This window comes from Streptomyces sp. NPDC044061 (genome assembly GCF_056434305.1).
The window spans coordinates 1-25,261 of record NZ_JBWKFL010000016.1 but is presented as its reverse complement, the minus strand read 5'-3'; the positions used below and the strand labels follow the sequence as shown (position 1 = coordinate 25,261).

Below are 25,261 nucleotides of genomic sequence, written 5' to 3'. Positions count from 1 at the left end.
GCAGGGGGTGGCGGCGCTTCGGTGGGGAGGAAATATCCGCTTGTTCCACCCCCGAGTATTCCTGTGGTTCCCCCCCCCGCCCCCCCCCCCCCGCGGGGGGCGCGGGGAACTGCGCGGGCGGCCACGGCAGATCTCACTTCTTCCAGTCGGCCCAGGACATGTTCCAGCCGTTGAGGCCGTTGGCCGGGTCCACCGTGCGGTCGTGGGAGTTCTTGACGACCACCACGTCGCCGATGATCGAGTGGCTGAAGAACCAGGCCGCCGGGACGTTCTTGTCGTAACCGCCGCGCACGTCGCGCAGGCCGACGCAGCCGTGGCTGGCGTTGTAGTTGCCGAAGGCTCCGCCGCCCCAGTAGTTGCCGTGGATGAAGGTGCCGGAGTCGGTCAGGCGGATGGCGTGCGGGACGTCCTTGATGTCGTACTCGCCGCCGTAGCCGACCGTCTCGCCGTTCATCCGGGTCACGGTGAGCTTCTCGCTCATGACCATCCGGCCGTTCCAGGTGTCGTAGCCGGGCTTGCCGGTGGTGACCGGGATGGTCTTGATGACCTTGCCGTCCTGGGTGACCTTCATCGTGTGCTTCTTGGCGTCCACGATGGAGACCTGGTCGCGGCCGATGGTGAACGACACCGTCTTGTGCTGCTTGCCGTAGACGCCGTCGCGGCCCTCGACGCCGTCCAGGTTGAAGTCGACGGTGACCTTCGTGCCGGACTTCCAGTACTTCTCGGGACGGAAGTCCAGGCGGTCGTTGCCGAACCAGTGGCCCTCGACGTCGACGGCCGGCTCGGTCTTGATCTCGATGGCCTTCTCGACGTCCTGCGGGTTGGTGATGCCCCGGGTGAAGCGGACGGAGAACGGCATCCCGACGCCGACGGTGGAACCGTCCTCGGGGTTGAAGTAGCCGACGAAGGTGTTCTTCGGGGTCAGCGTGGTGAAGCTGGAGTCCTCGGCGGCCTCGCGGCCCTCGGAGTCCTTGGCGACCGCGTGCACCGTGTACTTGGTGCCGGCGGCCAGGTGGGTCGACGGCGTCCAGGAGGCGCCGCCGCCGGCCAGGGTGCCGTCGACCTTGGTGCCCTTGGCGTCCTTGACGGTGACCTCGGTCAGCTTGCCCTTGGTGACGTTCACCTTCAGGGCGCCGCTGGTGTCGACGCCCTTGGCGCCGGACTTGGGCGAGATGCTGACGGCGGCCGTCGACTGCTTGCCCTGCTGCGTACCGGAGCCCTTGTCCTTCCCGCCCCCGGACCCGGACCCCGAGTCACCGCCCCCGCCGCAGGCGGTGAGCGACAGCAGCAGGGCGCCGGCTATGAGCCCCAGCCCCTTGCGGCCTCTCCCCCGGCCCCCCGCCGACGCCACCCCCGATATCGGCCGCACGTTCAACTTGCTCTCCCCTCGCCGGACCAGGTCAGGCCCGCTCCCCACCACATTTGGTGTGCGCATGGTAACCGCAGGGTTTTGAGCGAGGTGTCAGGTGAATGTCACCGTTCCGTCGCAACTTCAACTGCCGCCGGCGCCCGCAACCCCGCCCCACACCTGGTTACTTGACCGCACTGCCCGCTTTCCACTCCTTCCACGCCATGTTCCACCCTCCGAGCCCGTTGTCGGGAGCGACCTTTTTGTCCTTGCTGTGGACGACCTCGACGACGTCCCCGATCAGGCTGCGGTCGAAGAACCAGCCCGCCGGGGTGTCCGAGCTGCCGCCCTTGACGTCCCGCAGACCCACGCAGCCGTGGCTCACGTTGACGTGCCCTGGGGAGTCCGGCGACCAGTAGTTGCCGTGCAGGAAGGTGCCGGAGTCGGTGAGTCTCATGGCGTGCGGGACGTCGGGGATGTCGTACTCGCCGCCGAAGCCGACCGTCTGGCTGTTCATGCGGGTGATTTCGAGCATCTCCATCACCACCATCTTGCCGTTGTAGGTGGGGCTCTTCGGGGCGCCCGCGGTGATCGGCACGTTCGCCAGCACCTGGCCGTCGCGCCGCACCTCCATCATGTGGTCGGCCGCGTCGACCACGGACACCTGGCTGCGGCCGACGGTGAAGGTGAACGTCTTGGCCTGCAGGCCGTAGACGCCGGGCGCGCCCTCGACGTCCCTGAGACGCAGGTCGACGGTGACCTCGGTGCCGGGCTTCCAGTAGCGCTCGGGCCGGAAGTCCAGGCGGTTGGCGCCGAACCAGTGCGGGCGGATCTCCACGGGCGGGTTCGCGGTGACCCGTACGGCGCGTTCGACGGCGGCGCGGTTCGCGATCTCCCGGTTGAAGGAGAGGGAGACGATCATTCCGGTGCCCACGGTGGAACGGTTCTCGGGGGTGACGTAGCCGATGAACCGCTGGTCCGGGACGTACGTCGTGAAGGTGGTGTGCCGGGCCGAGCGGCGGCCGTGGGCGTCCAGCGCGACCGCGTCGACGGTGTACTTGGCGGCCAGCGCCAGCCGTGCGTCGTCCGGTGCCCAGGTCAGCCCGTCGGCGCTGATGCGCCCCGGGACCGGGGTGTCCTGGGCGTCCTGGGATCTGGCGACGGTCACTTTCTCCAGGCGCCCGTCGGGCACCCGCACCCGCAGCCGCTCCCCCGGCCGGATGTCCTTGCCGCCGTCGTCCGGGGTCACCCGGATGACGTCCTCGGGGGACGGGGGTTTGCCCAGGACCCCGTCGATGTCCAGTCCGCCGGAACCGCCGGAGGTGCAGCCGGCCAGCAGTCCCGCCCATGTCAGTGCCGCGGCCAACGCGGCCCCCGCGCGCCGTGCGCGTCCTTGTAGGTGCCTCACGTGGGACTCAACGACGTAGCCCGCCCCGGGGAAACGTGAGTGCGACGCCGGCGCTGGGCAGAACAGTGGGGAGGACGACGCGAAGGGGAGCCGCCGCGCCGCGTCTGAGCTGTCGGGGCGCTGCCGTACCGGGTGGCCGAGCGCGCCCGGACCGGGAAGGTCCGGGCACGGTCGGCCCTTCGGCGCGGCCGACCGCGCCCCGGGGGCGAGCCACTGAAAGAGGGGCCGACAGGTGACGAGCGCAGCCGAGCAGCGGGCACTGGCCGAGCGGCGGGCCGCCGAGAGCGGGCACCTGCCCGCCGTGGTGAGCGGCGCCCGCCGCCCCATGCCGCCGGCCCCACCCGTGTGGCCGGGGGCGGCGACTCCGCTGGGTGCCCGTTTCCGGGTCGGCCCGGACGGGGTCGCGGGCACCAACTTCGCGCTCTGGGCGGCCGGAGCGGAGGCGGTCCGGCTCTGCCTGTTCGACGAGCGGGGCCGGGAGACACAGGTTCCGCTGACCGAACTGACGCACGAGATATGGCACGGCTTCGTGCCCGGTGTGATGCCCGGACAGCGCTACGGCTACCGCGTGGACGGCCGCTGGGACCCGTGGACCGGCGCCCGCTGGAACCCGGCCAAGCTGCTGCTGGACCCCTACGCGCGGGCGGTGGACGGGGAGTTCGGGCTGCCGCCCGAGGTGTACGGGCACGTCCGGGACTGGCCGGAGCAGTACGTGGCCGACACCGTGCGCGACGACCGGGACTCTGCGCCTCACGTCCCCAAGGGCGTCGTCGTGCACGATGACGACGACTGGTCCGACGACCGCCGCCCCAAGACGCCCTGGGCGGACTCGGTGATCTACGAGCTGCACGTGCGGGGCTTCACCAAGCTGCACCCCGGCATCCCGGAGGAGCTGCGCGGCACGTACGCGGGGCTGGCGCACCCGGCCGCCGTCGAGCACCTGGTCGGGCTGGGCGTCACGGCCGTGGAGCTGCTCCCCGTCCACCAGTTCGCCCACGAGGACCACCTGCTGCGCCGCGGCCTGCGCAACCACTGGGGCTACAACTCCATCGGCTACTTCGCCCCGCACGCGGCCTACGCGGCCTCCGGGACCAAGGGGGAACAGGTCGGCGAGTTCAAGCGGATGGTCCGCGCGCTGCACGCGGCCGGCATCGAGGTCATCCTCGACGTGGTCTACAACCACACGGCCGAGGCGGGCGAACTGGGGCCCACCCTCTCCCTGAAGGGCATCGACAACCGCGGCTACTACCGCCTCCAGGACGACGCCCGCCGCTACGCCGACTACACCGGCTGCGGCAACACCCTGCACGTGGTCCAGCCGCAGGTGCTGCGCCTGATCACGGACTCGCTGCGCTACTGGGTCACCGAGATGGGCGTGGACGGCTTCCGCTTCGACCTGGCGGCCGCGCTCGCCCGCTCGATGCACGACGTCGACATGCTCTCCCCCTTCCTCGCGGTCATCGCCCAGGACCCGGTGCTGCGCCGGGTGAAGCTGATCGCCGAGCCGTGGGACATCGGTTCGGGCGGCTACCAGGTGGGCGCCTTCCCACCGCTTTGGGCGGAGTGGAACGACCGCTACCGCAACGCCGTACGGGACTTCTGGCGCCACGCGCTGCCCGACGTACGGGAGATGGGCTACCGCCTGTCCGGGTCCAGCGACCTGTACGCCTGGGGCGGCCGCCGCCCCTACGCCTCGGTCAACTTCGTCACCGCGCACGACGGCTTCACCCTGCGCGACCTGGTGTCGTACGAGTCCAAGCACAACGAGGCCAACGGCGAGAACAACCGGGACGGCACGAACGACAACCGGTCCTGGAACTGCGGGGTGGAGGGCGAGACCGACGACGAGCGGATACGGGCCCTGCGGCGCAGGCAGCTCAGGAACCTCCTGACCACCGTGCTGCTGTCCACCGGCGTGCCCATGCTGGTCGCCGGCGACGAGCTCGGCCGCACCCAGCGCGGCAACAACAACGCCTACTGCCAGGACAACGAGATCGGCTGGCTGGACTGGTCCCTGTTGGACGACCCCGCCTGGCGCCCCCTGTTCGACCTGACGTCCCGGCTGATCGCCCTGCGCCACCGGCACCCGGTGCTGCGCCGCCGCGCCTTCTTCTCCGGCCGCGCCCACTCGGCGGACGGACTGCGGGACCTGGCCTGGTTCACCTCCCGGGGAGAGGAGATGACCGAGGGCGACTGGTACGCACCCGCCGCCACGCTTGGCATGTATCTGTCCGGTCGGGACATCCCGGGCCGGGACGAGCGGGGCGCCCCGGTCCTGGACGACAGCTTCCTCACCGTGCTGCACGCGGGCGACCGACCGGTGCGCTTCGCCCTGCCGGGCCCGCCCTGGGCGGAGCGCTACGAGGTGGTGGTCGACACCTCCCGCGAGGACCAGGCCGGGGCGCCGGATACGGTCCACCCGGCGGACACGGAGATCACGGTCCCGGCGCGGTCCGTGCTGCTGCTGCGGGTCGACTGACCCTGTGTGACATCTGCGCGTGACGCGGATCACGCTCGCCGAGTGCAGCGCGGGCGGGGGCCCAGGGCCTTTCCCCCTGTGTAGACAGCCGGCGAGAACGGGGACCGTGGAATGGAGCAGACTCGGGCCGGTGAGTACGACGCGTTCGTGGCGGCCCGCTGGTCGGTGTTGTTCCATCTGGCCCGTCTGCTCACCGGAGGGGATCGGCATCGGGCCGAGGACCTGTTGCAGGACTCCTTGGTCAAGCTGTGGTTCGTCTGGCCGAAGGTCGCCGACGAGGCGCCGGAGGCGTATGTGCGCAAGGTGCTGGCCCGGGCCGCGGCCCGCTCGGCCCGCCGGCGCTGGTGGGGCGAGCGTCCCGTCGAGGAGCTGCCCGAGGTGGCGGCGGCCGGCGACATGTCCGCGACCGTGGCCGAGCGCTCCCGGCTGGAGACGGCGCTCGCCGAGCTGAGCCCGCAGCAGCGGGCCGCCGTCGTGCTGCGCTACTACCAGGACCTGCCGGACCGGCAGGTCGCGGAGACCCTGGGCTGCCCGGTGGGCACGGCCCGGTCCCATGCCGCGCGCGGGGTGGCCCGGCTGCGCCGGCTGCTGGCCGACGTCATCGAGCCGGTGGGGTGAGGGAAGAAGCCATGGATCACTTCGAGCGGCAGCTGACGCAGCTGATGCACAGCGCCCAGGAACAGCACCCCTTCGAGGCCGGGCACCGGGACCGGCTGCGCTCGGGCGTACGGGCCCGCCGCCGGGTGCGTGCGGCGCGCAGGGCCGCCGGATCCGTTCTCGCCGTCGCCGGGGTCGGCCTCGGGCTGTTCCTGTGGCCCCACGCGCCGGGCACGGACCGGCCGAGCGCGCCCCGTCCGCGGCCCGCCGTCAGCCCCGCGCCCACCCCGAGCACGTCCCCCTCGCCCGACGACTCGCCGAGCCCGCCGCCCCCCTCGTCCACCACCACCCGGTCCCCGAGTCCGGGCGGGACGTCGGAGACCTCCGAACCGCCCGCGACATCCGGGAGTTCCGGCACGGCCTCCGCACCGCCCACCGGCACGGCCACGGCGACCGCCACCTCCCGGGGGGCCGTCACCTCACCGCCGCCGCCCGCCGACTCCGGGAGTCCGACGGCCGATCCGTCGTACGACCCGTCCTCGACGGCCAGTCCGACCGGCTAGCGCACCGCCCGCCGGCCCGACCGGCCGGCGCACCCCTCCCCCGCACTGCACCGCCGCGCGTTCCTCCGGCGCGCCTCACGCACGAGAACACAAGGGACTTACGTGATAAATCTCCGCCCGGGTCGCACCACGCCGTCCAGGCCACCCCTGCCGAGGCGCGCTCCCCTGCCCACCCACCACGAGGAGCCCGTCCTGGACGTGGCCGTACCGGTGTTCAACGAGGAGAAGGACCTGGAGGCGAACGTCCGGCGGCTGCACACGCATCTGCGGGACACCTTCCCCTACCCGTTCCGGATCACCGTCGCCGACAACGCCAGCACCGACCGCACTCCGCGCATCGCGGCCCACCTCGCGGACGAACTGGCCGAGGTGGGGTGGATACGGCTGGCCGAGAAGGGGCGCGGGCGGGCGCTGCGCGCCGCCTGGTCGGGCTCGCGGGCCCCCGTGCTGGCGTACACCGACGTGGACCTGTCCACCGGGCTCGCGGCACTGCTGCCGCTGGTCGCGCCGCTGATCTCGGGCCACTCCGACCTGGCCATCGGCACCCGGCTCGCGCCCGGCGCCCGGGTGGTGCGCGGCCCGAAGCGGGAGGTCATCTCCCGCTGCTACAACGCCCTGCTGCGCTGCACGCTCGCCGTCGGCTTCTCCGACGCGCAGTGCGGGTTCAAGGCGGTGCGGCGCGATGTCGCCGAGCGGCTGCTGCCGCTGGTGCGGGACGGTGAGTGGTTCTTCGACACCGAACTGCTGGTGCGCGCCGAACGGGCGGGAATGCGGATCCACGAGGTGCCGGTGGACTGGGTGGACGACCCCGACAGCCGGGTCGACATCCTGGCCACCGCGCTGGCCGACCTGCGCGGGATCGCCCGGATGCGCCGGGAACCGGCCCGCCGCCGTACCGGATCGGTCACCGCATGACCACCACCCTGCAGCGCGTACCGGCATCGGTCCACGCGGGCGCGCCCGCCGTCCGGGAGCGGCTGCGCGCCGCCGCCCGCCGCCACGGCCCGGTCCTCGCCTTCTTCGGCGCCCTGAAGCTCACGGGCTTCTGCTCCTTCATGTACCTGCTGCACTCGGCCGGTGACTTCCGCACCAGGCACCCCCGCTTCGGTGGCGGGGCGCACGCGTGGGACGTGCTGGCCACCTGGGACGGCTGGTGGTACGAGCAGATCGCGCTGCACGGCTACGACCCCAAGCTCGTACCCGTTCCCGGCGCCACCGGCCTGATCACGCTGGAGGGCAACTCGGCGGCCTTCTTCCCGCTCTATCCGGCGCTGATGCGGCTGACGTCGGCGGTGACCGGTCTGGGCCCGTACGGCGCCGGACTGCTGGTCTCCGTCGTCGCCTCCTTCGTCGCCGCCCTCGGCGTGTACGCCGTCGCCGACTGGTTCGGCGGCCGGCGGGCCGGTCTCGCAGCGGCCGGGCTGTGGGCGGTGTGGCCGGGCTCCGGGGTGGAGTGGGCGGTCTACTCCGACTCCCTGTACGTCGCCCTCGCCGCCTGGGCCTGCTACGCGGTCATGACCCGCCGCTGGCTCACGGCCGGGGTCCTCACCTTCGCGGCCGGCCTCAACCGCCCCACGGCCGCCGCGCTGATCGCCGCGCTCGCCGTGGCCGCGCTGTACAGCCTGCGCGAACGCCGCGACGGCGTCCTGCGCCCGCTCCTGGCCCTGGCCCTGGCCCCGCTCGGGCTGCTCGGCTACCTGGGCTGGGTGGGCCACCGGATGGGCGACTACGGCGGCTACTTCAAGCTCCAGTCGGGCGCCTGGGCGCACCGCTTCGACTACGGCGAGCAGACCTTCGACGTGTTGACGTCCGTGCCGGTGGGCCACTTCACGTACCTGTCGGCGTTCCCGTTCGCGGACGTCATCGGCGTCGGAGTCGTCCTGCTGGCCTTCGCCCTCGTCCCGCTGCTGCTGCGGCTGCGCCCGCCGGCGGTGCTGGTCGTCCACACCGTGCTGACCCTGGCCCTGGTCCTCGGCAGCCAGCAGATCTTCGCCAACGTCTCCCGCTACCTGCTCCCCTGCTTCCCGCTCTTCGTCCCGCTGGCCGTCGGCATGCGCCGGCTCGGCCTGCGCACGCAGTGCGCGGTGCTCGGCATCGCCGCCCTGGCCTCCGGCTCGTACGCGGGGTACGCGCTGTTCGAACTCGGAGTGCCGTAACCGCAGCTCGTGCCGCGGAATCCGCCGCTCACCCGTCCGGCGCGCCCCGTCCCGACAGTGCGCGGGCCGCGCCTTCCGCCCGCTCCACCCGGGCCATCAGCCGGTCCCGCCTCCTGGGCGACCAGGTCAGCTCCAGCGCGAGCAGGGCGACCACCAGCCACGACACCAGGGCCTCCCGGACCGTTCCGGCCACCGTGTCGTACACGCCCAGGGCCACCGCCGCGACGGCCGCGAGCGCCACCGCCCACCGCCCGAGGCGGTCGTGCTCCCGCAGTTCGCGCAGGGCGCCGGCGTACTGGAGGACCGCGGGCGCCAGCCGGGCGTCGCCGACGGCCCCGCCACGGCGCGTGGCCCGAACCACCCGCGCCCGGTCCGCGGGCTCGAGGCCGGGGCCGCCGGGCCACGCCCGGCCCATCCGGCGGGCCGCCCGGACGCCGTACCAGGGAGCGAGCACCAGGAGGACGACGGCGGCGGCGACCCACGAGCCGGACTCGACGGCGACGAAGGCGCCGAAGAGGACACCGGCGCACAGACCGACGCACAGCGCCCGGCGCCCCGGACCCCCTTGCCACACCCAGCCCGGGACCAGAACCACGGGCCCATGCTGGCGATCAGCAGTCGGACAGGCAATCACCCGCGTCCGCGAGTCGCCCGTACGACCGCTCGAACACGCTGGTCGTAGGACCACCGACCGACCCGGGTCGGGCCGAAACTCGGTGGGCGATGTCAGTGCGGATCCGTAGGCTCGCGATGATGCCCACGACACGTGCAACCACCGAGGACCGCTCCGCCGTACGCACCCTCCTGCGGCTGTGGCCGTACGTCCGCCCCGTGCGGGCCCGCCTGTTCACGGCCGCGTGGGTCGCGGTCGTCGCCTCCTGTACCGGACTGGTGATCCCGCTCGTCCTGAAATGGATGGTCGACGGGCCGGTCGCCGACCGTGACCCGGCCGGGGTCTGGCTCGGGGCGCTGTACCTGCTGCTGCTCGGCATCGCCGAGGCGGTCCTGTTCGGCATAAGGCGCTGGCTGGTGGCCCGGCCCCTGTCGCACGTCGAGGCGGAGATGCGCGCGGGGCTCTACCGCCGTCTGCAACGGCTGCCGGTGGCCTTCCACGACCGGTGGGCGTCAGGACAGTTGCTCTCCCGGGGCACCACCGACCTGATGCTGCTGCGCATGTTCCTCGCCTTCCCGCTGACCTTCCTGCTGGTCAACGGGGTGACGATCCTCGTCGGCGTGGTGATCATGCTGATGCAGGACTGGGTGCTCGGACTGGTCGTCCTCGGGCCGGCCGTCCCGGTGATGTGGACCTGCGTGGTCTTCGAGCGGCGCTACGCCGATGTGGCGCGGCGCGCGCAGGACCAGGTCGGGGACCTGACGACGGTGGTCGAGGAGAGCGTGCTCGGCATCCGCATCATCAAGGGCTTCGGCCGGCACCGCAGCCAGGCGCGCGCCTTCCGGGAGCTGTCGGGCACGCTGCGCGGCACGGAGCTGCGCAAGGCGCGGCTGCTGGCGACCATCTGGGGCGTCATCGTGACGCTGCCCGAGGTGGCGATCGGGGCGGCGCTGGTGCTGGGCGCGCTGCGCGTGGCCGACGGTCTGCTGTCCGCCGGAACGCTGGTGGCCTTCCTGAGCACGGCCCTCGCGCTCAGGTGGCCGGTGGACTCGATCGGCTTCCTGCTGGCGATGAGCCAGGAGGCGGCGACGGCCACGGAACGCTACTTCGAGGTGATGGACGAGGCGCCGGAGGACACCGGCGGGCAGTCGCGCCGCTCCACGCCGAAGGACGCCGCCGCCGAGGGTCTGCGCTTCGAGAACGTCCGGTTCCGCTACCCCGACGCGCCGCCCAGGTCCACGCCCCTCCTGGACCACGTCGACCTGCACATCCGCCCCGGCGAGTCCATGGCCCTCGTCGGCGCCACCGGCAGCGGGAAGACGACCCTCACCGCCCTCGTCCCCCGCCTGCACGAGGTCACCGCAGGCCGCATCACCCTGGACGGGGTGGACATCACCGCGATGACCCGGGAGGAACTGCGCGCCAAGGTCGCCGTCGCCTTCGAGGAACCCACCCTGTTCTCGGCGAGCGTCGGCGAGAACGTGCTCATGGGCGCGGCGGACGACGCCGGGCAGGCGGACCTCGACCGGGCCCTCGCCGTGGCACAGGCCGAGTTCGCGCACGCGCTCCCGCAGGGCACCGGCACCCAGGTCGGCGAGCAGGGCCTGAGCCTGTCCGGCGGGCAGCGGCAGCGCCTGGCGCTGGCCCGCGCGGTCGTCGGCCGGCCGGAGTTCCTGGTGCTGGACGACCCGCTGTCCGCCCTGGACGTGCACACGGAGGCCGCCGTGGAGGCCGCGCTGCGGCGGGTCCTCACCGACACCACCGCGCTCATCGTGGCCCACCGCCCCTCCACCGTGCTGCTCGCCGACCGGGTCGCCCTGCTCTCGGACGGCCGGATCACCGCCGTCGGCACCCACCAGGAACTGCTGCGCACCAACGCCGAGTACGCACACCTGATGTCCGGCGAACACGGCGCACACGGCGACCAGCTCGACCATGAGGACGACCGATGACCACCACGACGACCGCCGCCCCCACCACGGACGACGATCGGCTCCCCCGCCCCGAGGGGTCCGGCGACCCGTTCGACCGCGACGTCCTGCCCACCCCGCCCGGCGCCACCGCGTCCCTGCTGCGCTCGCTCCTCGCGCCCATGCGGGCCCGGGTCGCCGTCACCACGCTCCTGCTGCTGCTCCAGCAGGCCGCGGTGCAGGCGGGCCCGCTGCTGGTGGCCTACGCCATCGACAAAGCCGTACCCGCGTTCCGGGAGCACGACCACGGGCCGCTGGTCGCGGTCGCCGTCGGCTATCTGCTGTGCGCGCTGGTCTCCGGCGTGCTGCAGTTCGCGTTCATCGAGGCCTCCGCCCGGGTGAGCCAGGACGTGCTGCTGGACCTGCGCGGGCGGATCTTCCGGCACGCGCAGGCGCTGAGCGTCGACTTCCACGAGCGGTACACCTCGGGCCGGCTGATCTCCCGCTCCACGACGGACGTCGAGTCGCTGCGCGAACTCCTCAACGAGGGGCTGCAGGAACTGGTGACCGTCGTGCTGTCCTTCGTCTACATCTCGGCGATGCTGCTGTGGCTGGATCTCGGCCTGGGCGCGGTGGCGGTGGCCTCCTTCGTGCCGCTGTACCTGCTGGTCCGGGTGTACCAGCGGCGCGCCGGGCGGGTGTACCGCGCGCGGTCCACGGCGATCGCGGCCGTGATCGTGAAGTTCGTGGAGACCATGAACGGCATCCGGCCGGTGCGCGCGTTCCGCCGGGAGGCCGCGAACGACGCCGAGTTCGCCGTGCTCAACCGGCGGCACGAGCGGACGAACGGGGACGCGCTGCTGGAGATGGCCAGGTACGTGGTCGGGTCCCGGCTGGTGGCCAACGCGGCGGTCGCGGCGATCGTGCTGTGGGGCGCCTACCGGGTGGCGTCCGGCTCGCTCGCGCTGGGTGTGCTGGCGGCGGCGGTGCTGTACCTGCGGCGGCTGTACGACCCGATCGACCGGCTCGGCATGTTCCTGAACTCCTACCAGTCGGCGGCCGCCTCCCTGGAGAAGATCGCCGGGCTGCTGGCACAGACGCCGTCCGTGCCGGAGCCGGCGGCGCCCCGCGAACTGCCGCCGTCGAGTGGCGACTTCCCGGGCCGCGAGGTCGTCTTCGAGGGGGTCCGCTTCGCCTACCGCACCGGCGGCGAGGTGCTGCCCCGCTTCGACCTGGCCCTCCCGGCAGGGCAGACCGTCGCCGTGGTCGGCTCCACGGGCGCGGGCAAGTCGACCCTGGCCAAGCTGCTGGCCCGCTTCTACGACCCCTCCGACGGGCGCGTACTGCTGGACGGCGTGGACCTGCGGGAGCTGGCGACACCCGAACTGCGGCGCGGGGTGGTCATGGTGACGCAGGAGGCGTTCCTGTTCTCGGGCACGGTCGCGGACAACATCGCGATCGGCCGGCCGGACGCCACCCGCGAGGACATCGAGCGGGCCGCGAAGGCGATCGGCGCGCACGAGTTCATCAGCGCGCTGCCCGACGGGTACGACACCGACGTACGCAAGCGGGGCGGGCGCATCTCGGCCGGCCAGCGCCAGCTGGTCGCCTTCGCACGCGCGTTGCTGGCCGACCCGGCGGTGCTGATCCTGGACGAGGCGACCAGCTCCCTGGACGTGCCGGGCGAACGGGCGGTGCAGCGGGCGATGTCGACGGTCCTGCGGGGCCGTACCGCCGTGGTGATCGCCCACCGGCTGTCCACCGTGGAGATCGCCGACCGGGTGCTGGTCATGGAGCACGGGCGGATCGTCGAGGACGGCCGCCCGGACGAACTGATCGCGGGCACGGGCAGGTTCGCGGACCTGCACCGCGCGTGGCGCGACAGCCTGGCATAGCGGCCGAAGGGACGGGGGAGCGGTGATCGACGCGTACGAGGACCCGGGCACGCCCGACACGCGGGGCGGCTGGCACTACCTGTGGTGGCTGGTGCTGCGCCAGCCGGTCCGCTGCCTGGCCGGTGCGCTGCTGGGCAGTGTGTGGCTGGTGCTCATGGCCACCCAGCCGTACATGATGGCCCGGGCCGTGGACGACGGGCTGGTGCCGGGACGGATGGGCGTGCTGGCCGGGTGGACGGTGACGATGTTCGTGGTCGGGGCCGTCACCGCCTGGCTGAGCATCCTGCGGCACCGCACGATGACCCGGGTGCGCATGGACGCCAACTTCCGCACGGTCAAGCTGGTCGTGGCGCACGCGGCCCGGCTCGGGGCGGCGCTGTCCCGGCGGGCCGGGGCCGGGGAGGTCGTCACGATCGGGGTCGGTGACGTGCAGACCCTGGCCCAGGCGCTGACCGTGGTCGGTCCGGGGATCGGCTCGATCACGGTGTACCTGGTGGTCGCCGGGCTGCTGTTGTCCATCTCCGCGCCGCTCGCCGCGGTGGTGCTGCTCGGGGTGCCGGTGATCGCGCTGCTCACCGGGCCGCTGACGCTGCGGCTGCAGGGCGCCGAGAGCGAGTACCGGGAGCGGCAGGGCGTGCTGGCTGCCCGCATCGGGGACCTCGCGGGCGGACTGCGCGTCCTCAACGGCCTCGGTGGCAAGGGGCTGTTCGCCGACGCCTTCCGCAAGGACTCGCAGCGGCTGCGCGAGCAGGGCTACCGGGTGGGCGCGGTGGCCAGCTGGGTGCAGGCGCTCGGGGTGGGCCTGCCCACGCTGTTCCTGGCCGTGGTGACCTGGCTCGCGGCCCGGCTGGCGGCCGGGGGCGACATCAGCGTGGGTGAGCTGGTGTCGGTGTACGGCTATGTGGCGGTGCTGATCGGGCCGGTCGCGTTCGTCGTGCAGATGGCCTACGAGCTGAACCGGGGGGTGGTGGCCGCCCGCCGGGTCGTACGGCTGCTGCGGCTGGAGCCGGAGCCGGACGAGGGCGGGCGGCCCGCACCGAAGGGGCCGGCCGAGCTGCACGACCCGGCGTCCGGGGTGCGGGTGGCGCCGGGCCGGCTGGTCGCGCTGGCCGCCGCCCGTCCCACCGACGCCGCCGCCGTGGTCGACCGTCTGGGCCGGTACGGGCCCACCGACGTCACCTGGGGCGGGGTACGGCTCGACGCGGTCCCGTTGGCCGACGTGCGGACCCGGATCCTGGTCGCGGACAACGAGGCCGACCTGTTCGCCGGACCGCTCAGGGATGTCGTCGCCGCCGAGCACACCGCCGAGGAGCCCGCGCTGCGCCGGGCGGTGCACGCGGCCGCCGCCGAGGACGTGGTACGCGGGCTGCCGGACGGGCTGGACTCGGCCGTGGCCGGGCAGGGCCGCAGCCTCTCCGGCGGCCAGCGGCAGCGGATCCGGCTGGTGCGGGCGCTGCTGGCCGACCCGGAGGTGCTGCTCGCGGTCGAGCCGACCTCCTCGCTGGACGCGCACACGGAGGCCACGGTCGCCGAACGGCTGCGGACGGCCCGGCAGGGCCGTACGACCTTGGTGGCGAGCACCTCGCCGCTGGTGCTGGACCGCGCCGACACGGTGCTGTTCCTGGTCGACGGCAAGGTGACGGCAGGCGGCCACCACCGACGGCTGCTGACACGAGAACCGGGTTACCGAGCCCTGGTGGCCCGGGACACCGAGGACACCGAGGACACCGAGGAGGCCGTGCTGTGACGACGGGTTCGGGACTTCTGCCGGTCGCGGACCGTGCCGGAGTGCGGCGGGCGACCCTGCGGCTGGTGCGGGCCGACCGGCGGGCGTTCGCCGCCGCGCTGGTGCTCAACGCGATGGCGGCCGGGGCGGGTCTCGCCGGGCCGTGGCTGGTCGGCCGGATCGTCGACGAAGTGCGGGCGGGGCACGGGGTCGGGGCGGTGGACCGGCTGGCGCTGTGGATCCTGCTCTGCTCGCTGGCCCAGCTGCTGCTGGCCCGCTGGGCGCGGTACGTCGGGCACCGGTTCGGGGAGCGGACGCTGGCGCGGGTGCGCGAGGAGTACGTCGATCGGGTGCTGGCGCTGCCCGCGTCGACGGTGGAGCGGGCCGGCACCGGTGATCTGACCGCGCGCGGCACGGCCGACGTCGCCACCGTCGGCACCACGCTGCGGGACGTCGGCCCCGAGCTGCTGGTGTGCACGGTGCAGGCGCTGTTCGTGCTCGGCGCGGTGTTCGCGCTCGATCCGCTGCTGGGCCTGTTCGGGGTGCTGTGCCTCGCCCCGATCCAGCTGGCGCTGCGCTGGTACCTGCGCCGGGCCCGGGACGGCTACCTCGCCGAGGGCGCGGCCACCTCGGAGGTCGCCGAGATCGTGGCGGCGACCGCCGCCGGGGCGCGGACGGTCGAGGCGTTCCGGCTGCGCGGGCGGCGGATCGCGGCGAGCCGGGACGCGCTGGAGGAGTCCCGCAGGACCCGCTTCTACACGCTCCGGCTGCGGACCGTGTTCTTCCCCTCGGTCGAGGTGACGTACACCGTCCCCGTGGTCGGGGTGCTGCTGCTCGGCGGGTGGCTGCACGAGCGGGGTGCCGTGGGGGTGGGCGCGGTGGTGGCCGCGGCCCTGTACCTGCGGCAGTTCACCGAGCCGCTGGACCAGATCCTGATGCGGGTGGAGCAACTGCAGAGCAGCGGCGCCTCGTTCGCCCGGGTCGAGGGTCTGGCCCGGGCACCCAGGGCGGAGACGGAGGGCGGCAGTCCGCGACCGGCGGACGACTTGATCGACGTACGCGGTGTGCGGTACGCCTACGAGCGCGGCGGCGAGGTGCTGCGCGGGGTGGACCTGACGGTACGGCCCGGCGAACGCCTCGCGGTGGTCGGCCCGTCCGGCGCCGGGAAGACGACGCTGAGCAGGCTCCTCGCCGGCATCGACACCCCTGGGACCGGCACGGTGACGGTCGGCGGCGTACCGGTCGCCGCGCTGGCGCCGGAACTGCTCCGCCGCCAGGTCGTCCTGGTCACCCAGGAGCACCACGTCTTCCTCGGCACGGTCCGCGACAACCTGCTGATCGCCGAGCCCGCCGCGACCGACGCCGACCTGTGGGCGGCACTGACCGCGGTGGGCGCCGACGACTGGGTCCGCGCCCTCCCGTCCGCCCTCGACACCCCGCTGGGCCCCGGCGGTCATCCCACCGACGGCTCCCAGGCCCAGCAACTGGCCCTGGCCCGGGTGGTGCTGGCGGACCCGCACACCCTCATCCTGGACGAGGCGACCGCCCTCCTCGACCCCACCACGGCCCGCCACACCGAACGCGCCCTGGCCGCGGTCCTGGAGGGCCGCACGGTCATCGCCATCGCCCACCGCCTCCACACGGCCCACGACGCGGACCGGGTGGCGGTCATGGAGGACGGCCGCCTCACCGAACTGGGCACGCACGAGGATCTGGTGGCGGCGGCCGGAGCGTACGCGTCCCTGTGGCAGACCTGGCACGGCGACGCTCCCGAGGAGTAGCGGGTTTCGGTCCGACCAGTGCTGTTTCCAAGCCAGTCGGGCCGCCCGTCCGGCGTGTGCGGCATGCGGCCCCGCCGAAAGGCGTGCCGTCAGCGCAGGCAGCACCCTCCGGCCCTCCGACCAGCAATCCGCATACCGAACATGAACATCCGGTCAACGAACCGTTTCCGGCCAAGTTTGTGACGCGGTCCTGACAGATGCGCCGATTCCCTGCCACTCTTCCCACGGCCGACTCACAGCAACCCCACAGCTCTCGCACGCTCGTGTGGGCCGGCTCCGCACCTGCACCTGGTTCCGCGTAACGCCCTGTTCTGCCCGGACGCCCCAACCCACCGTCCGGTCTCCCCTGGCCGCGCGACCCGCGGTCACGCAGAAGGAGTCAGTGTTGAGTAGCTACTCTCGCAGACGCACCTCCCACACAGCACCGCGTCCCACGGCACACCGCCGCACCGCCACCGTCGCCCTCGCCGGCGTCGCCGCCCTGATCGCCGCGGCCGTCCAGTCGGGCGCCGCGAGCGCCGCCCCGGCCGCCGGGCCCCGGTCCGGCAAGGTCAACCCCGCCCACGTGGCCCTCAAGCTCTCGCCCTCGCAGCGCGCCGAGCTGATCCGGCACGCCGACGCCGAGAAGGCCGCGACGGCGCGCTCCATAGGCCTCGGGGCCAAGGAGAAGCTGGTCGCCCGCGACGTCGTCAAGGACGCGGACGGCACCCTGCACACCCGGTACGAGCGGACGTACGCGGGTCTGCCGGTGCTCGGCGGCGACCTCATCGTCGACACCGCCAGGTCGGGCGCGACCAGGGCCGTCATCAAGGCCGACAACGCCGCGCTGAAGGTCGCCGACCTCACCCCGGCCGTACCGAAGGCCTCGGCCGAGAAGCAGGCGGTGCAGCGGGCCCGGGCCCTCGGCAGCACCAAGTCCGCCGCGGACAGCGTGCGCAAGGTGATCTGGGCCGGCTCCGGCAAGCCCGTGCTCGCCTACGAGACGGTCGTCGGCGGCCTGCAGGACGACGGCACCCCCAACCAGCTGCACGTCGTCACCGACGCCGCCACCGGCAAGAAGCTCTTCGAGTACCAGGGCATCAGGACCGGCATCGGCAACACCCAGTACAGCGGCCAGGTCACGCTGACCACGACCCAGTCGGGGTCGAACTACACGCTGACCGACGGGGCGCGCGGCGGCCACAAGACGTACAACCTGAACCACGGCACCTCGGGCACCGGCACCCTGTTCTCCCAGACCAACGACACCTGGGGCAACGGCACCACGTCCAACGCGGCCACCGCGGGCGCGGACGCCCACTACGGCGCGGCGGTCACCTGGGACTTCTACAAGAACACCTTCGGCCGCAGCGGCATCAAGAACAACGGCGTCGGCGCCTACTCCCGCGTCCACTACGGCAACTCGTACGTGAACGCCTTCTGGGACGACAGCTGCTTCTGCATGACCTACGGCGACGGCTCCGGCAACGCCGACCCGCTGACCGCCCTCGACGTCGCGGGCCACGAGATGAGCCACGGCGTCACCTCCAACACCGCGGGCCTCAACTACAGCGGTGAGTCCGGCGGCCTGAACGAGGCCACCAGCGACATCATGGGCACCGGCGTGGAGTTCTACGCCAACAACAGCTCGGACGTCGGCGACTACCTCATCGGCGAGAAGATCGACATCAACGGCGACGGCACCCCGCTGCGCTACATGGACAAGCCCAGCAAGGACGGCGCGTCCAAGGACAGCTGGTACTCGGGCATCGGCGGGATCGACGTGCACTACTCGTCGGGCCCCGCGAACCACTTCTTCTACCTGCTGAGCGAGGGCAGCGGCACCAAGGTCATCAACGGTGTCACCTACAACTCGCCGACCGCGGACAACCTTCCGGTCACCGGCATCGGCCGGGACAAGGCGCTGCAGATCTGGTACCGGGCGCTGACCACCAAGTGGACGTCCACCACCAACTACGCGGGCGCCCGCACCGGCACCCTCGCGGCCGCCGGCGAGCTGTACGGCGCCACCAGCGCCGAGTACAAGGCGGTCCAGGACGCCTGGGCGGGCGTCGGTGTCGGCTCGCGCTCCGGCGGCGGGGGCGGCGGGGGTACGTCGTACGAGAACACCACCCCGGTGTCCATCCCGGACAACGGCCCGGCCGTCACCTCGAACATCACCGTCTCCGGCAGGACCGGGAACGCGCCGAGCAACCTCCAGGTGAGCGTCGACATCACGCACACCTGGCGCGGCGACCTGGTGATCGACCTCGTCGGCCCGTCGGGCACCGCGTACCGGCTGAAGAGCTTCAGCGGCTCCGACTCGGCGGACAACGTCAACGAGACCTACACGGTCAACGCCTCCTCCGAATCGGCCAACGGCACCTGGAAGTTGCGGGTGCAGGATCAGGCCACCTACGACACCGGGAAGATCAACAGCTGGAAGCTGACATTCCCGTAAACCGCCTGCCACAGGCCCGGAAACTGGGCGCCGTTCGAGGGGTCGACCCCCTCGGACGGCGCCCGTTCACACTCCCGAAACGATTGTCGGACAGTCGGCTTTCGGCCAACATCACTTCGGGGTCCTGACATGTACGCGTCCTCGATGTCACTCTCTCTCCACCCGCCGCAGCAGCACAGCAACTTCGCAACGCCACACTCTCCGGCCAGTAACCCCACGCTGTCCGGACTCCCCCACGAGAAGGAGCTTCTGTGAGCCCCCTCTACGCGCGTCACAAGCGCACCACTCTGGCCATCGCCACCGCTGTCGCCGCCGGAGCCCTGCTTTCCACTGGTCTGACCACCAGTGCCAGCGCCCAGACCCCGGCCGAGGCCGCCGCCAAGTCGCCGGCGGCCGCCCCGACCGCGCTGTCCGCCGCGGCCCGCACCACCCTGATCCAGAAGGCACAGTCCGACGCCTCCGAGACCGCCCGGACGATAGGCCTCGGCGCCAAGGAGAAGCTGGTCGTCAAGGACGTCGTCAAGGACGCCGACGGCACCGTGCACACCCGCTACGAGCGCACCTACGCCGGCCTGCCGGTGCTCGGCGGCGACCTGATCGTCCACACCGCCAAGTCGGGGAAGACCGAGGGCGTCACCAGAGCGACCAAGTCGGCCGTCAAGGTGGCCTCGCTCAAGCCGCAGATCACCGCCGCCCATGCGGAGAAGCAGGCTGTCAGCGCCGCCAAGACCCTGGGCTCGGCCAAGTCCTCCGCGGACGGCGCGCGCAAGGTGATCTGGGCCGGATCCGGCAAGCCCGTGCTCGCCTACGAGACGGTCGTCGGCGGTCTGCAGGACGACGGCACCCCCAACCAGCTGCACGTCGTCACCGACGCCGCCACCGGCAAGAAGCTCTTCGAGTACCAGGGCATCGAGAACGCCACCGGCACCGGCAAGACGCTGTACTCGGGCACCGTCAGCCTCAACACCAACCTGTCGGGCTCGACGTACCAGCTGTACGACACCACGCGCGGCGGCCACAAGACGTACAACCTGAAGCACGGCACGTCCGGCACCGGCACGCTGTTCACCGACGCGGACAACGTGTGGGGCACGGGTACCGCCTCCAGCTCCACCACCGACCAGACCGCCGCCGCCGACGCCGCCTACGGCGCGCAGGAGACCTGGGACTTCTACAAGAACACCTTCGGCCGCAGCGGCATCAAGAACAACGGCGTCGGCGCCTACTCCCGCGTCCACTACGGCAGCTCGTACGTGAACGCCTTCTGGGACGACAGCTGCTTCTGCATGACCTACGGCGACGGCTCCGGCAACACGCACCCGCTCACCTCGCTGGACGTGGCCGGCCACGAGATGAGCCACGGCGTCACCTCCAACACCGCGGGCCTCAACTACAGCGGTGAGTCCGGCGGCCTGAACGAGGCCACCTCGGACATCTTCGGCACCGGCGTGGAGTTCTACGCCAACAACGCCTCGGACGTCGGCGACTACCTCATCGGCGAGAAGATCGACATCAACGGCGACGGCACCCCGCTGCGCTACATGGACAAGCCCAGCAAGGACGGCGGCTCCGCCGACTACTGGTCCTCCTCGGTCGGCAACAAGGACGTCCACTACTCGTCCGGCGTCGCGAACCACTTCTTCTACCTGCTCGCCGAGGGCAGCGGTTCGAAGACCATCAACGGCGTGACCTACAACTCGCCGACGTACAACGGCTCCACCGTCACCGGCATCGGCCGCGCCAAGGCGCTGCAGGTCTGGTACAAGGCGCTGACGACGTACATGACGTCGACGACCAACTACAAGGCCGCCCGCACGGCGACCCTGAACGCGGCGTCCGCGCTGTACGGCTCGACCAGCACCGAGTACAAGGCGGTCGCGGCCGCCTGGACCGCGGTCAACGTCAGCTGACAGCAGGTAGGTCGGAACAGGGCGGTACCCGGGCGGAGAGCGACCCGGGTACCGCCCTACTCTTGTGACCCATGTCCCCGGCGCACTTCACCTACGAGCCGGTCGGCGCGACCCGCGACGACCCGACCTTCTGCCCGCCCGGCTTCCACCCGATGCTCGTGCGCACCCGTCTCGGCGAGGGCACCGAGGTCTTCCACCGGGCCGCCGAGGCGGTCCTCACCTGGGAGATGCACCGCGCGCTGGGCGTCGGCATCGACGCCACCGCCGACCGCGCGGCCCCCGACGTGGACGTCACTGTCACCCTCGCCGGCCTGATCAAGGCCCCCTGCCGCATCGTCTGGACCGTCGAGGAACCCCGCCGCGCCGGCTGGGCCTACGGCACCCTGGAGGGCCACCCCGAGTGCGGCGAGGAGGCCTTCGTCGTCGACCGCACCGGCGACGGCACGGTCTGGCTGACGGTCGCGGCCTTCAGCCGCCCGGCCAAGTGGTACGCGAAGGCGGGCGGCGCCGCCACCCGGGCCCTGCAGCACGCCTACGCCCGCCGGTGCGGTGTGGTCCTGCGCCGGCTGTGCGCGGGACTGGACGAGGCGTAGGGATCCGGACCCTCGGCGGCCGGGCCCCGGTCGCGGGGCCCGGCACCGTTCGGCACGGCGCCCCTAGCGCAGCAGCACCCCCGCCCGCGCCACCGCATCCTCCGACGGCACGGTCACGAGGCCCAGTTCCGCGCCCGAGGCCAGGTGGCGGTGGGCCGGGAGGATGCGCACCGTGTAGCCGTAGGGACCGGTGCGGTCCAGGGAGAGGGGACCCTCGTAGACCAGGCGGCCCTCCAGATCGGGGGTGCCCACCGGCTTGAGGGGGACCGTCGTGGCGTCCGTGATGCGGTCCTCGGAGTCGACACGTCCCGAGACGGCCTGCACCTCCACGTCGTCCGGTCCCAGGTCGCCCAGCCCCACCCGCACCCGAAGACCCACGGTCGTGCCCAGTTCCGCGCTGGCCGTCGCGGCCGTCGTCTCGACATGGTCCACACTCACCCCGGCCCAGGCGGCACGCACCCTGGCCTTCCAGGCGGCCAGTTCGCGGGCCGTGTCCGCGGTGAGCGCACGGTGGGACAGGGCGGCGGGCGCGTAGAGACGGTCGACGTACTCCCGGACCATGCGGCCCGCCAGCACCTTCGGACCCAGCAGGGTGAGGGTCTGCCGGACCATCTCGATCCAGCGGTCGGGCAGCCCGCCCCGTCCCCGCTCGTAGAACCGCGGCGTCACCCGCTGCTCCAGCAGGTCGTACAGGGCCGCGGCCTCGATGTCGTCGCGGCGGTCCGCGTCGGTGCCCACGCCGTCCGCGGTCGGAACGGCCCAGCCGAAGTCCGGCTGGAACCACTCGTCCCACCAGCCGTCCAGCACGGAGAGGTTGAGGCACCCGTTGAGCGCGGCCTTCATCCCCGAAGTACCGCAGGCCTCCAGCGGGCGCAGCGGATTGTTCAGCCAGACGTCGCAGCCCGGGTAGAGCTTCTGCGCCATCGCCATGCCGTAGTCGGGCAGGAAGACGATGCGGTGACGCACGCGCGGGTCGTCGGCGAACCGCACCAGCTCCTGCACGAGCCGCTTGCCGCCGTCGTCCGCCGGGTGCGCCTTGCCCGCGACGACGATCTGGATCGGCCGCTCCGGATGCAGCAGCAGCTCCATCAGCCGGTCCCGGTCGCGCAGCATGAGCGTCAGCCGCTTGTACGACGGGACGCGCCGCGCGAACCCGATGGTCAGCACGTCCGGGTCGAGCACGCCGTCGATCCAGCCCAGCTCCGCGTTGCCCGCGCCGCGCTGCCGCCAGGAAGCACGCAGCCGCTCCCGCACCTCCAGCACCAACTGCTCGCGCAACGTGCGGCGCAGCTCCCAGATCTCCTGGTCCGCGATCTCCGTGACCGAGTCCCAGCGCTCGGAGCCGCCGACGGTCAGCGCGTCCTCGGCCCGCTGGGAACCGATCTGCCGGGCCCCGAGCCGGAGCACCTCCGGGGCGACCCAGGTCGGGGCGTGCACCCCGTTGGTCACGGAGGTGATCGGCACCTCCTCGGCGTCGAATCCCGGCCAAAGTCCGGCGAACATCTCCCGGCTGACCTGCCCGTGCAGCAGCGACACCCCGTTCGCCCGCTGGGCCAGCCTGAGCCCCATCACGGCCATGTTGAACAGGTTCGGCTCGCCGCCCGGGTACGTCTCCATGCCGAGCGCGAGGATCCGCTGCATGTCGATGCCCGGGAGTTCCGCGTCCGCCCCGAAGTGCCGGGCCACCAGCTCCCGGTCGAACCGGTCGATCCCGGCGGGCACGGGGGTGTGCGTGGTGAACACCGTTCCGCCGCGCACGGCCTCCAGCGCCGCGTCGAAGTCCAGCCCGCGCTCGCACAGTTCGGCGATCCGCTCGAGCCCGAGGAAACCCGCGTGCCCCTCGTTGGTGTGGAACACCTCGGGCTGCGGGTGCCCGGTGAGCCGGCAGTACGTCCGCACGGCCCGGACACCCCCTATCCCCAGCAGCATCTCCTGCAGCAGCCGGTGCTCGCTGCCACCGCCGTACAGCCGGTCGGTCACCCCGCGTTCGCCGAGGTCGTTCTCCTCCACATCCGAGTCGAGCATCAGCAGCGGCACCCGGCCCACCTGCGCCAGCCAGATCCGGGCGCGCAACGCCTTCCCGCCGGGCAGGGCGAGGGAGACCTGGGCGGGTGTGCCGTCGGCCTCCTTCAGCAGGCTGACGGGCAGCTCGTGCGGGTCGAGCACCGGATAGTGCTCCTGCTGCCAGCCGTCGCGGGACAGGCTCTGGCGGAAGTAGCCGTGCCGGTACAGCAGTCCGACACCGATCAGCGGGACCCCGAGGTCGCTGGCCGCCTTCAGATGGTCGCCGGCGAGGATGCCGAGGCCGCCCGAGTACTGGGGCAGGGCGGCCGTGATGCCGAACTCCGGGGAGAAGTAGGCGATGGCGGCCGGCAGCCCCTCGTCCTGGTGCTGGTACCAGCGGTCGCCGGTCACATAGTCGTTGAGGTCGTCGGCGACCGCGGTCAGCCGCCGCAGGAACCGCCGGTCCCCGGCCAGCTCCTCGAGCCGGCCCGGACGCACCTCGCCCAGCAGCCGCACCGGGTCGCCCCCGGCGGCGGCCCAGCGTTCGGGGTCGACGGACTGGAACAGGTCGCGCGTTTCCGCATGCCAGGACCAGCGCAGATTGCGCGCCAGGTCGCTCAGCGGCCGGAGGGGTTCGGGGAGAACGGGACGGACGGTGAACCGACGGATCGCCTTCACTTTCCACCTCGGACGCGTTACGGGGTGAGACGCACGGCGCTGTACGTCTTGTCGTCAGTGTCGACGGTAGTGGTTACCGGGGGGTCGGTGGGGACGTACCGGGCGCGGGTGTCGGAGCGTGGTGGGGGCGTGGAGACGGTGGTAGGGGGCACTTGAAAAAGGGGCCGGTCTTGTGCGTAGACATACGCGTGAGTAGTTAACAAAGTGCCGGATTGCCCACCCGAATAGGGTGGGAAGGCTCCTCCGGTAACCCCACAGCCGCACCACAGCTCTTCCGCAGGACCCACCTCCCCACATCCATCCGCCACACCCACGTTGACGCGGACAGGAGCGGTCATGCCCGCCACGCACCACTCGTCAGCACCTTCGACCACCAGCAGCACAGCCGGAAAGAAAACTTCGGGTAAGAAAACCGGAAAGCCGGCGGAGGACGTCCTCGACCCGGCTCCGCCCCGGCAGCGCGCCGCCCCGGACGGGAGCACCGCTGTCGGCCGCATTCCCGTCCTGGACGTGCGCCCCGTGGTCCAGCACGGGCGCAGGCCCGCCAAGTCCGTGGCCGGCGAGTCGTTCGAGGTCTCGGCCACCGTGTTCCGTGAGGGGCACGACGCGGTCGCCGCGAACGTCGTGCTCCGCGATCCCGAGGGCCGCCCCGGCCCCTGGACCCCGATGCGCGAACTCGCCCCGGGCACCGACCGCTGGGGCGCCACCGTCACCGCGGACCAACCGGGCCAGTGGACCTACACGGTGGAGGCCTGGTCGGACCCGGTCGCCACCTGGCGGCACCACGCACAGATCAAGATCCCGGCGGGCATCGACACCGGCCTGGTCCTGGAGGAGGGCGCACGGCTGTACGAGCGGGCCGCCGCCGGTGTCCCCGAGGAGCGGCGGGGGGTCGTACGGGAGGCCGCCGCCGCGCTGCGGGACGAGGGCCGGCCGGCCGCCTGGCGACTCGCGGGGGCGCTGTCGCCGGAGGTGGACGCGGTGCTGCACCGCCATCCGCTGCGTGAGTTGGTCACCGCCTCCGACGCGATGCCGCTGCTGGTGGAGCGGGAGCGGGCGCTGTACGGCTCCTGGTACGAGTTCTTCCCGCGGTCCGAGGGCACGGCGGAGCGGCCCCACGGCACGTTCCGGACCGCAGCCCTGCGCCTGCCCGCCATCGC

General features: G+C 72.5%; 16 protein-coding genes and 1 pseudogene. 13 read left to right on the top strand and 4 right to left on the bottom strand.

All coding sequences use genetic code 11. From position 1 onward, the window contains the following. Window positions 1-133: 133 nt before the first annotated feature. Together AC07CM_RS25760 and AC07CM_RS25755 are read right to left on the bottom strand one after the other, a co-directional pair. Window positions 134-1,375, bottom strand: a complete 1,242-nt coding sequence (locus AC07CM_RS25760; RefSeq protein ID WP_478878803.1) for a L,D-transpeptidase — start codon at window positions 1,373-1,375, stop codon at window positions 134-136. A gap of 157 nt (window positions 1,376-1,532) precedes the next feature. After that, window positions 1,533-2,714, bottom strand: a complete 1,182-nt coding sequence (locus AC07CM_RS25755; protein WP_478878802.1) for a L,D-transpeptidase — start codon at window positions 2,712-2,714, stop codon at window positions 1,533-1,535. 274 nt (window positions 2,715-2,988) lie between these two features. Here AC07CM_RS25755 and glgX point away from each other — a divergent pair, with 274 nt between their 5' ends. The 5 genes and pseudogenes from glgX (at window position 2,989) to AC07CM_RS25730 (ending at window position 8,551) form a co-directional block, all read left to right on the top strand. Then, entirely contained in the window at window positions 2,989-5,235 is a 2,247-nt protein-coding gene (gene glgX, locus AC07CM_RS25750) for a glycogen debranching protein GlgX (RefSeq protein WP_478878801.1), read from the top strand. A 111-nt stretch (window positions 5,236-5,346) separates the two neighbouring features. Next, window positions 5,347-5,853, top strand: a complete 507-nt coding sequence (locus AC07CM_RS25745) for a SigE family RNA polymerase sigma factor (RefSeq protein ID WP_478878800.1) — start codon at window positions 5,347-5,349, stop codon at window positions 5,851-5,853. A gap of 11 nt (window positions 5,854-5,864) precedes the next feature. Further along, a complete protein-coding gene (locus AC07CM_RS25740; protein ID WP_478878799.1) occupies window positions 5,865-6,395 on the top strand; it encodes a hypothetical protein in 531 nt (176 codons plus the stop codon). 165 nt (window positions 6,396-6,560) lie between these two features. After that, window positions 6,561-7,283: pseudogene (locus AC07CM_RS25735) on the top strand (dolichyl-phosphate beta-glucosyltransferase); the annotation flags it as partial. A gap of 23 nt (window positions 7,284-7,306) precedes the next feature. After that, complete coding sequence (locus AC07CM_RS25730; protein ID WP_478878798.1) at window positions 7,307-8,551, top strand: hypothetical protein; 1,245 nt, start codon at window positions 7,307-7,309, stop codon at window positions 8,549-8,551. Window positions 8,552-8,579: 28 nt separating this feature from the next. Here AC07CM_RS25730 and AC07CM_RS25725 read toward each other — a convergent pair whose 3' ends face one another. After that, window positions 8,580-9,146 carry a hypothetical protein gene (locus AC07CM_RS25725; protein ID WP_478878797.1) on the bottom strand — a complete coding sequence of 189 codons (567 nt, stop codon included), beginning with the start codon at window positions 9,144-9,146 and terminating at the stop codon, window positions 8,580-8,582. A 158-nt stretch (window positions 9,147-9,304) separates the two neighbouring features. Here AC07CM_RS25725 and AC07CM_RS25720 point away from each other — a divergent pair, with 158 nt between their 5' ends. The 7 genes from AC07CM_RS25720 (at window position 9,305) to AC07CM_RS25690 (ending at window position 21,419) form a co-directional block, all read left to right on the top strand. Beyond that, entirely contained in the window at window positions 9,305-11,116 is a 1,812-nt protein-coding gene (locus tag AC07CM_RS25720; protein WP_478878796.1) for an ABC transporter ATP-binding protein, read from the top strand. Next, window positions 11,113-12,969 carry an ABC transporter ATP-binding protein gene (locus AC07CM_RS25715; RefSeq protein ID WP_478878795.1) on the top strand — a complete coding sequence of 619 codons (1,857 nt, stop codon included), beginning with the start codon at window positions 11,113-11,115 and terminating at the stop codon, window positions 12,967-12,969. Before AC07CM_RS25720 ends, AC07CM_RS25715 begins: the two co-directional genes overlap by 4 nt. A gap of 22 nt (window positions 12,970-12,991) precedes the next feature. Continuing rightward, the gene (locus tag AC07CM_RS25710; protein ID WP_478878794.1) at window positions 12,992-14,716 is read left to right on the top strand and encodes an ABC transporter ATP-binding protein; all 1,725 of its coding nucleotides are present in this window, start codon (window positions 12,992-12,994) and stop codon (window positions 14,714-14,716) included. After that, on the top strand, window positions 14,713-16,476 hold the full coding sequence (locus tag AC07CM_RS25705; protein ID WP_478878793.1) for an ABC transporter ATP-binding protein: 1,764 nt from the start codon (window positions 14,713-14,715) through the stop codon (window positions 16,474-16,476). The genes AC07CM_RS25710 and AC07CM_RS25705 overlap by 4 nt, the downstream gene beginning before the upstream one ends. Window positions 16,477-16,858: 382 nt before the next feature. After that, window positions 16,859-18,916: a M4 family metallopeptidase gene (locus tag AC07CM_RS25700; RefSeq protein ID WP_478878792.1), complete on the top strand. Its 2,058-nt coding sequence runs from the start codon at window positions 16,859-16,861 to the stop codon at window positions 18,914-18,916. 251 nt (window positions 18,917-19,167) lie between these two features. Beyond that, window positions 19,168-20,826, top strand: a complete 1,659-nt coding sequence (locus AC07CM_RS25695; RefSeq protein WP_478878791.1) for a M4 family metallopeptidase — start codon at window positions 19,168-19,170, stop codon at window positions 20,824-20,826. A gap of 71 nt (window positions 20,827-20,897) precedes the next feature. Further along, window positions 20,898-21,419: a DUF1990 domain-containing protein gene (locus tag AC07CM_RS25690; RefSeq protein WP_478878790.1), complete on the top strand. Its 522-nt coding sequence runs from the start codon at window positions 20,898-20,900 to the stop codon at window positions 21,417-21,419. Between the two features lie 63 nt (window positions 21,420-21,482). Here the strand turns inward: AC07CM_RS25690 and AC07CM_RS25685 are convergent, their stop codons facing one another. Continuing rightward, on the bottom strand, window positions 21,483-24,101 hold the full coding sequence (locus AC07CM_RS25685; protein ID WP_478878789.1) for a glycosyltransferase family 1 protein: 2,619 nt from the start codon (window positions 24,099-24,101) through the stop codon (window positions 21,483-21,485). 336 nt (window positions 24,102-24,437) lie between these two features. On the opposite strand from AC07CM_RS25685, the gene AC07CM_RS25680 reads away from it, so the two are divergent. Next, window positions 24,438-25,261 (top strand): maltotransferase domain-containing protein (locus AC07CM_RS25680; protein WP_478878788.1); only part of this gene is annotated, 824 nt, incomplete at its 3' end.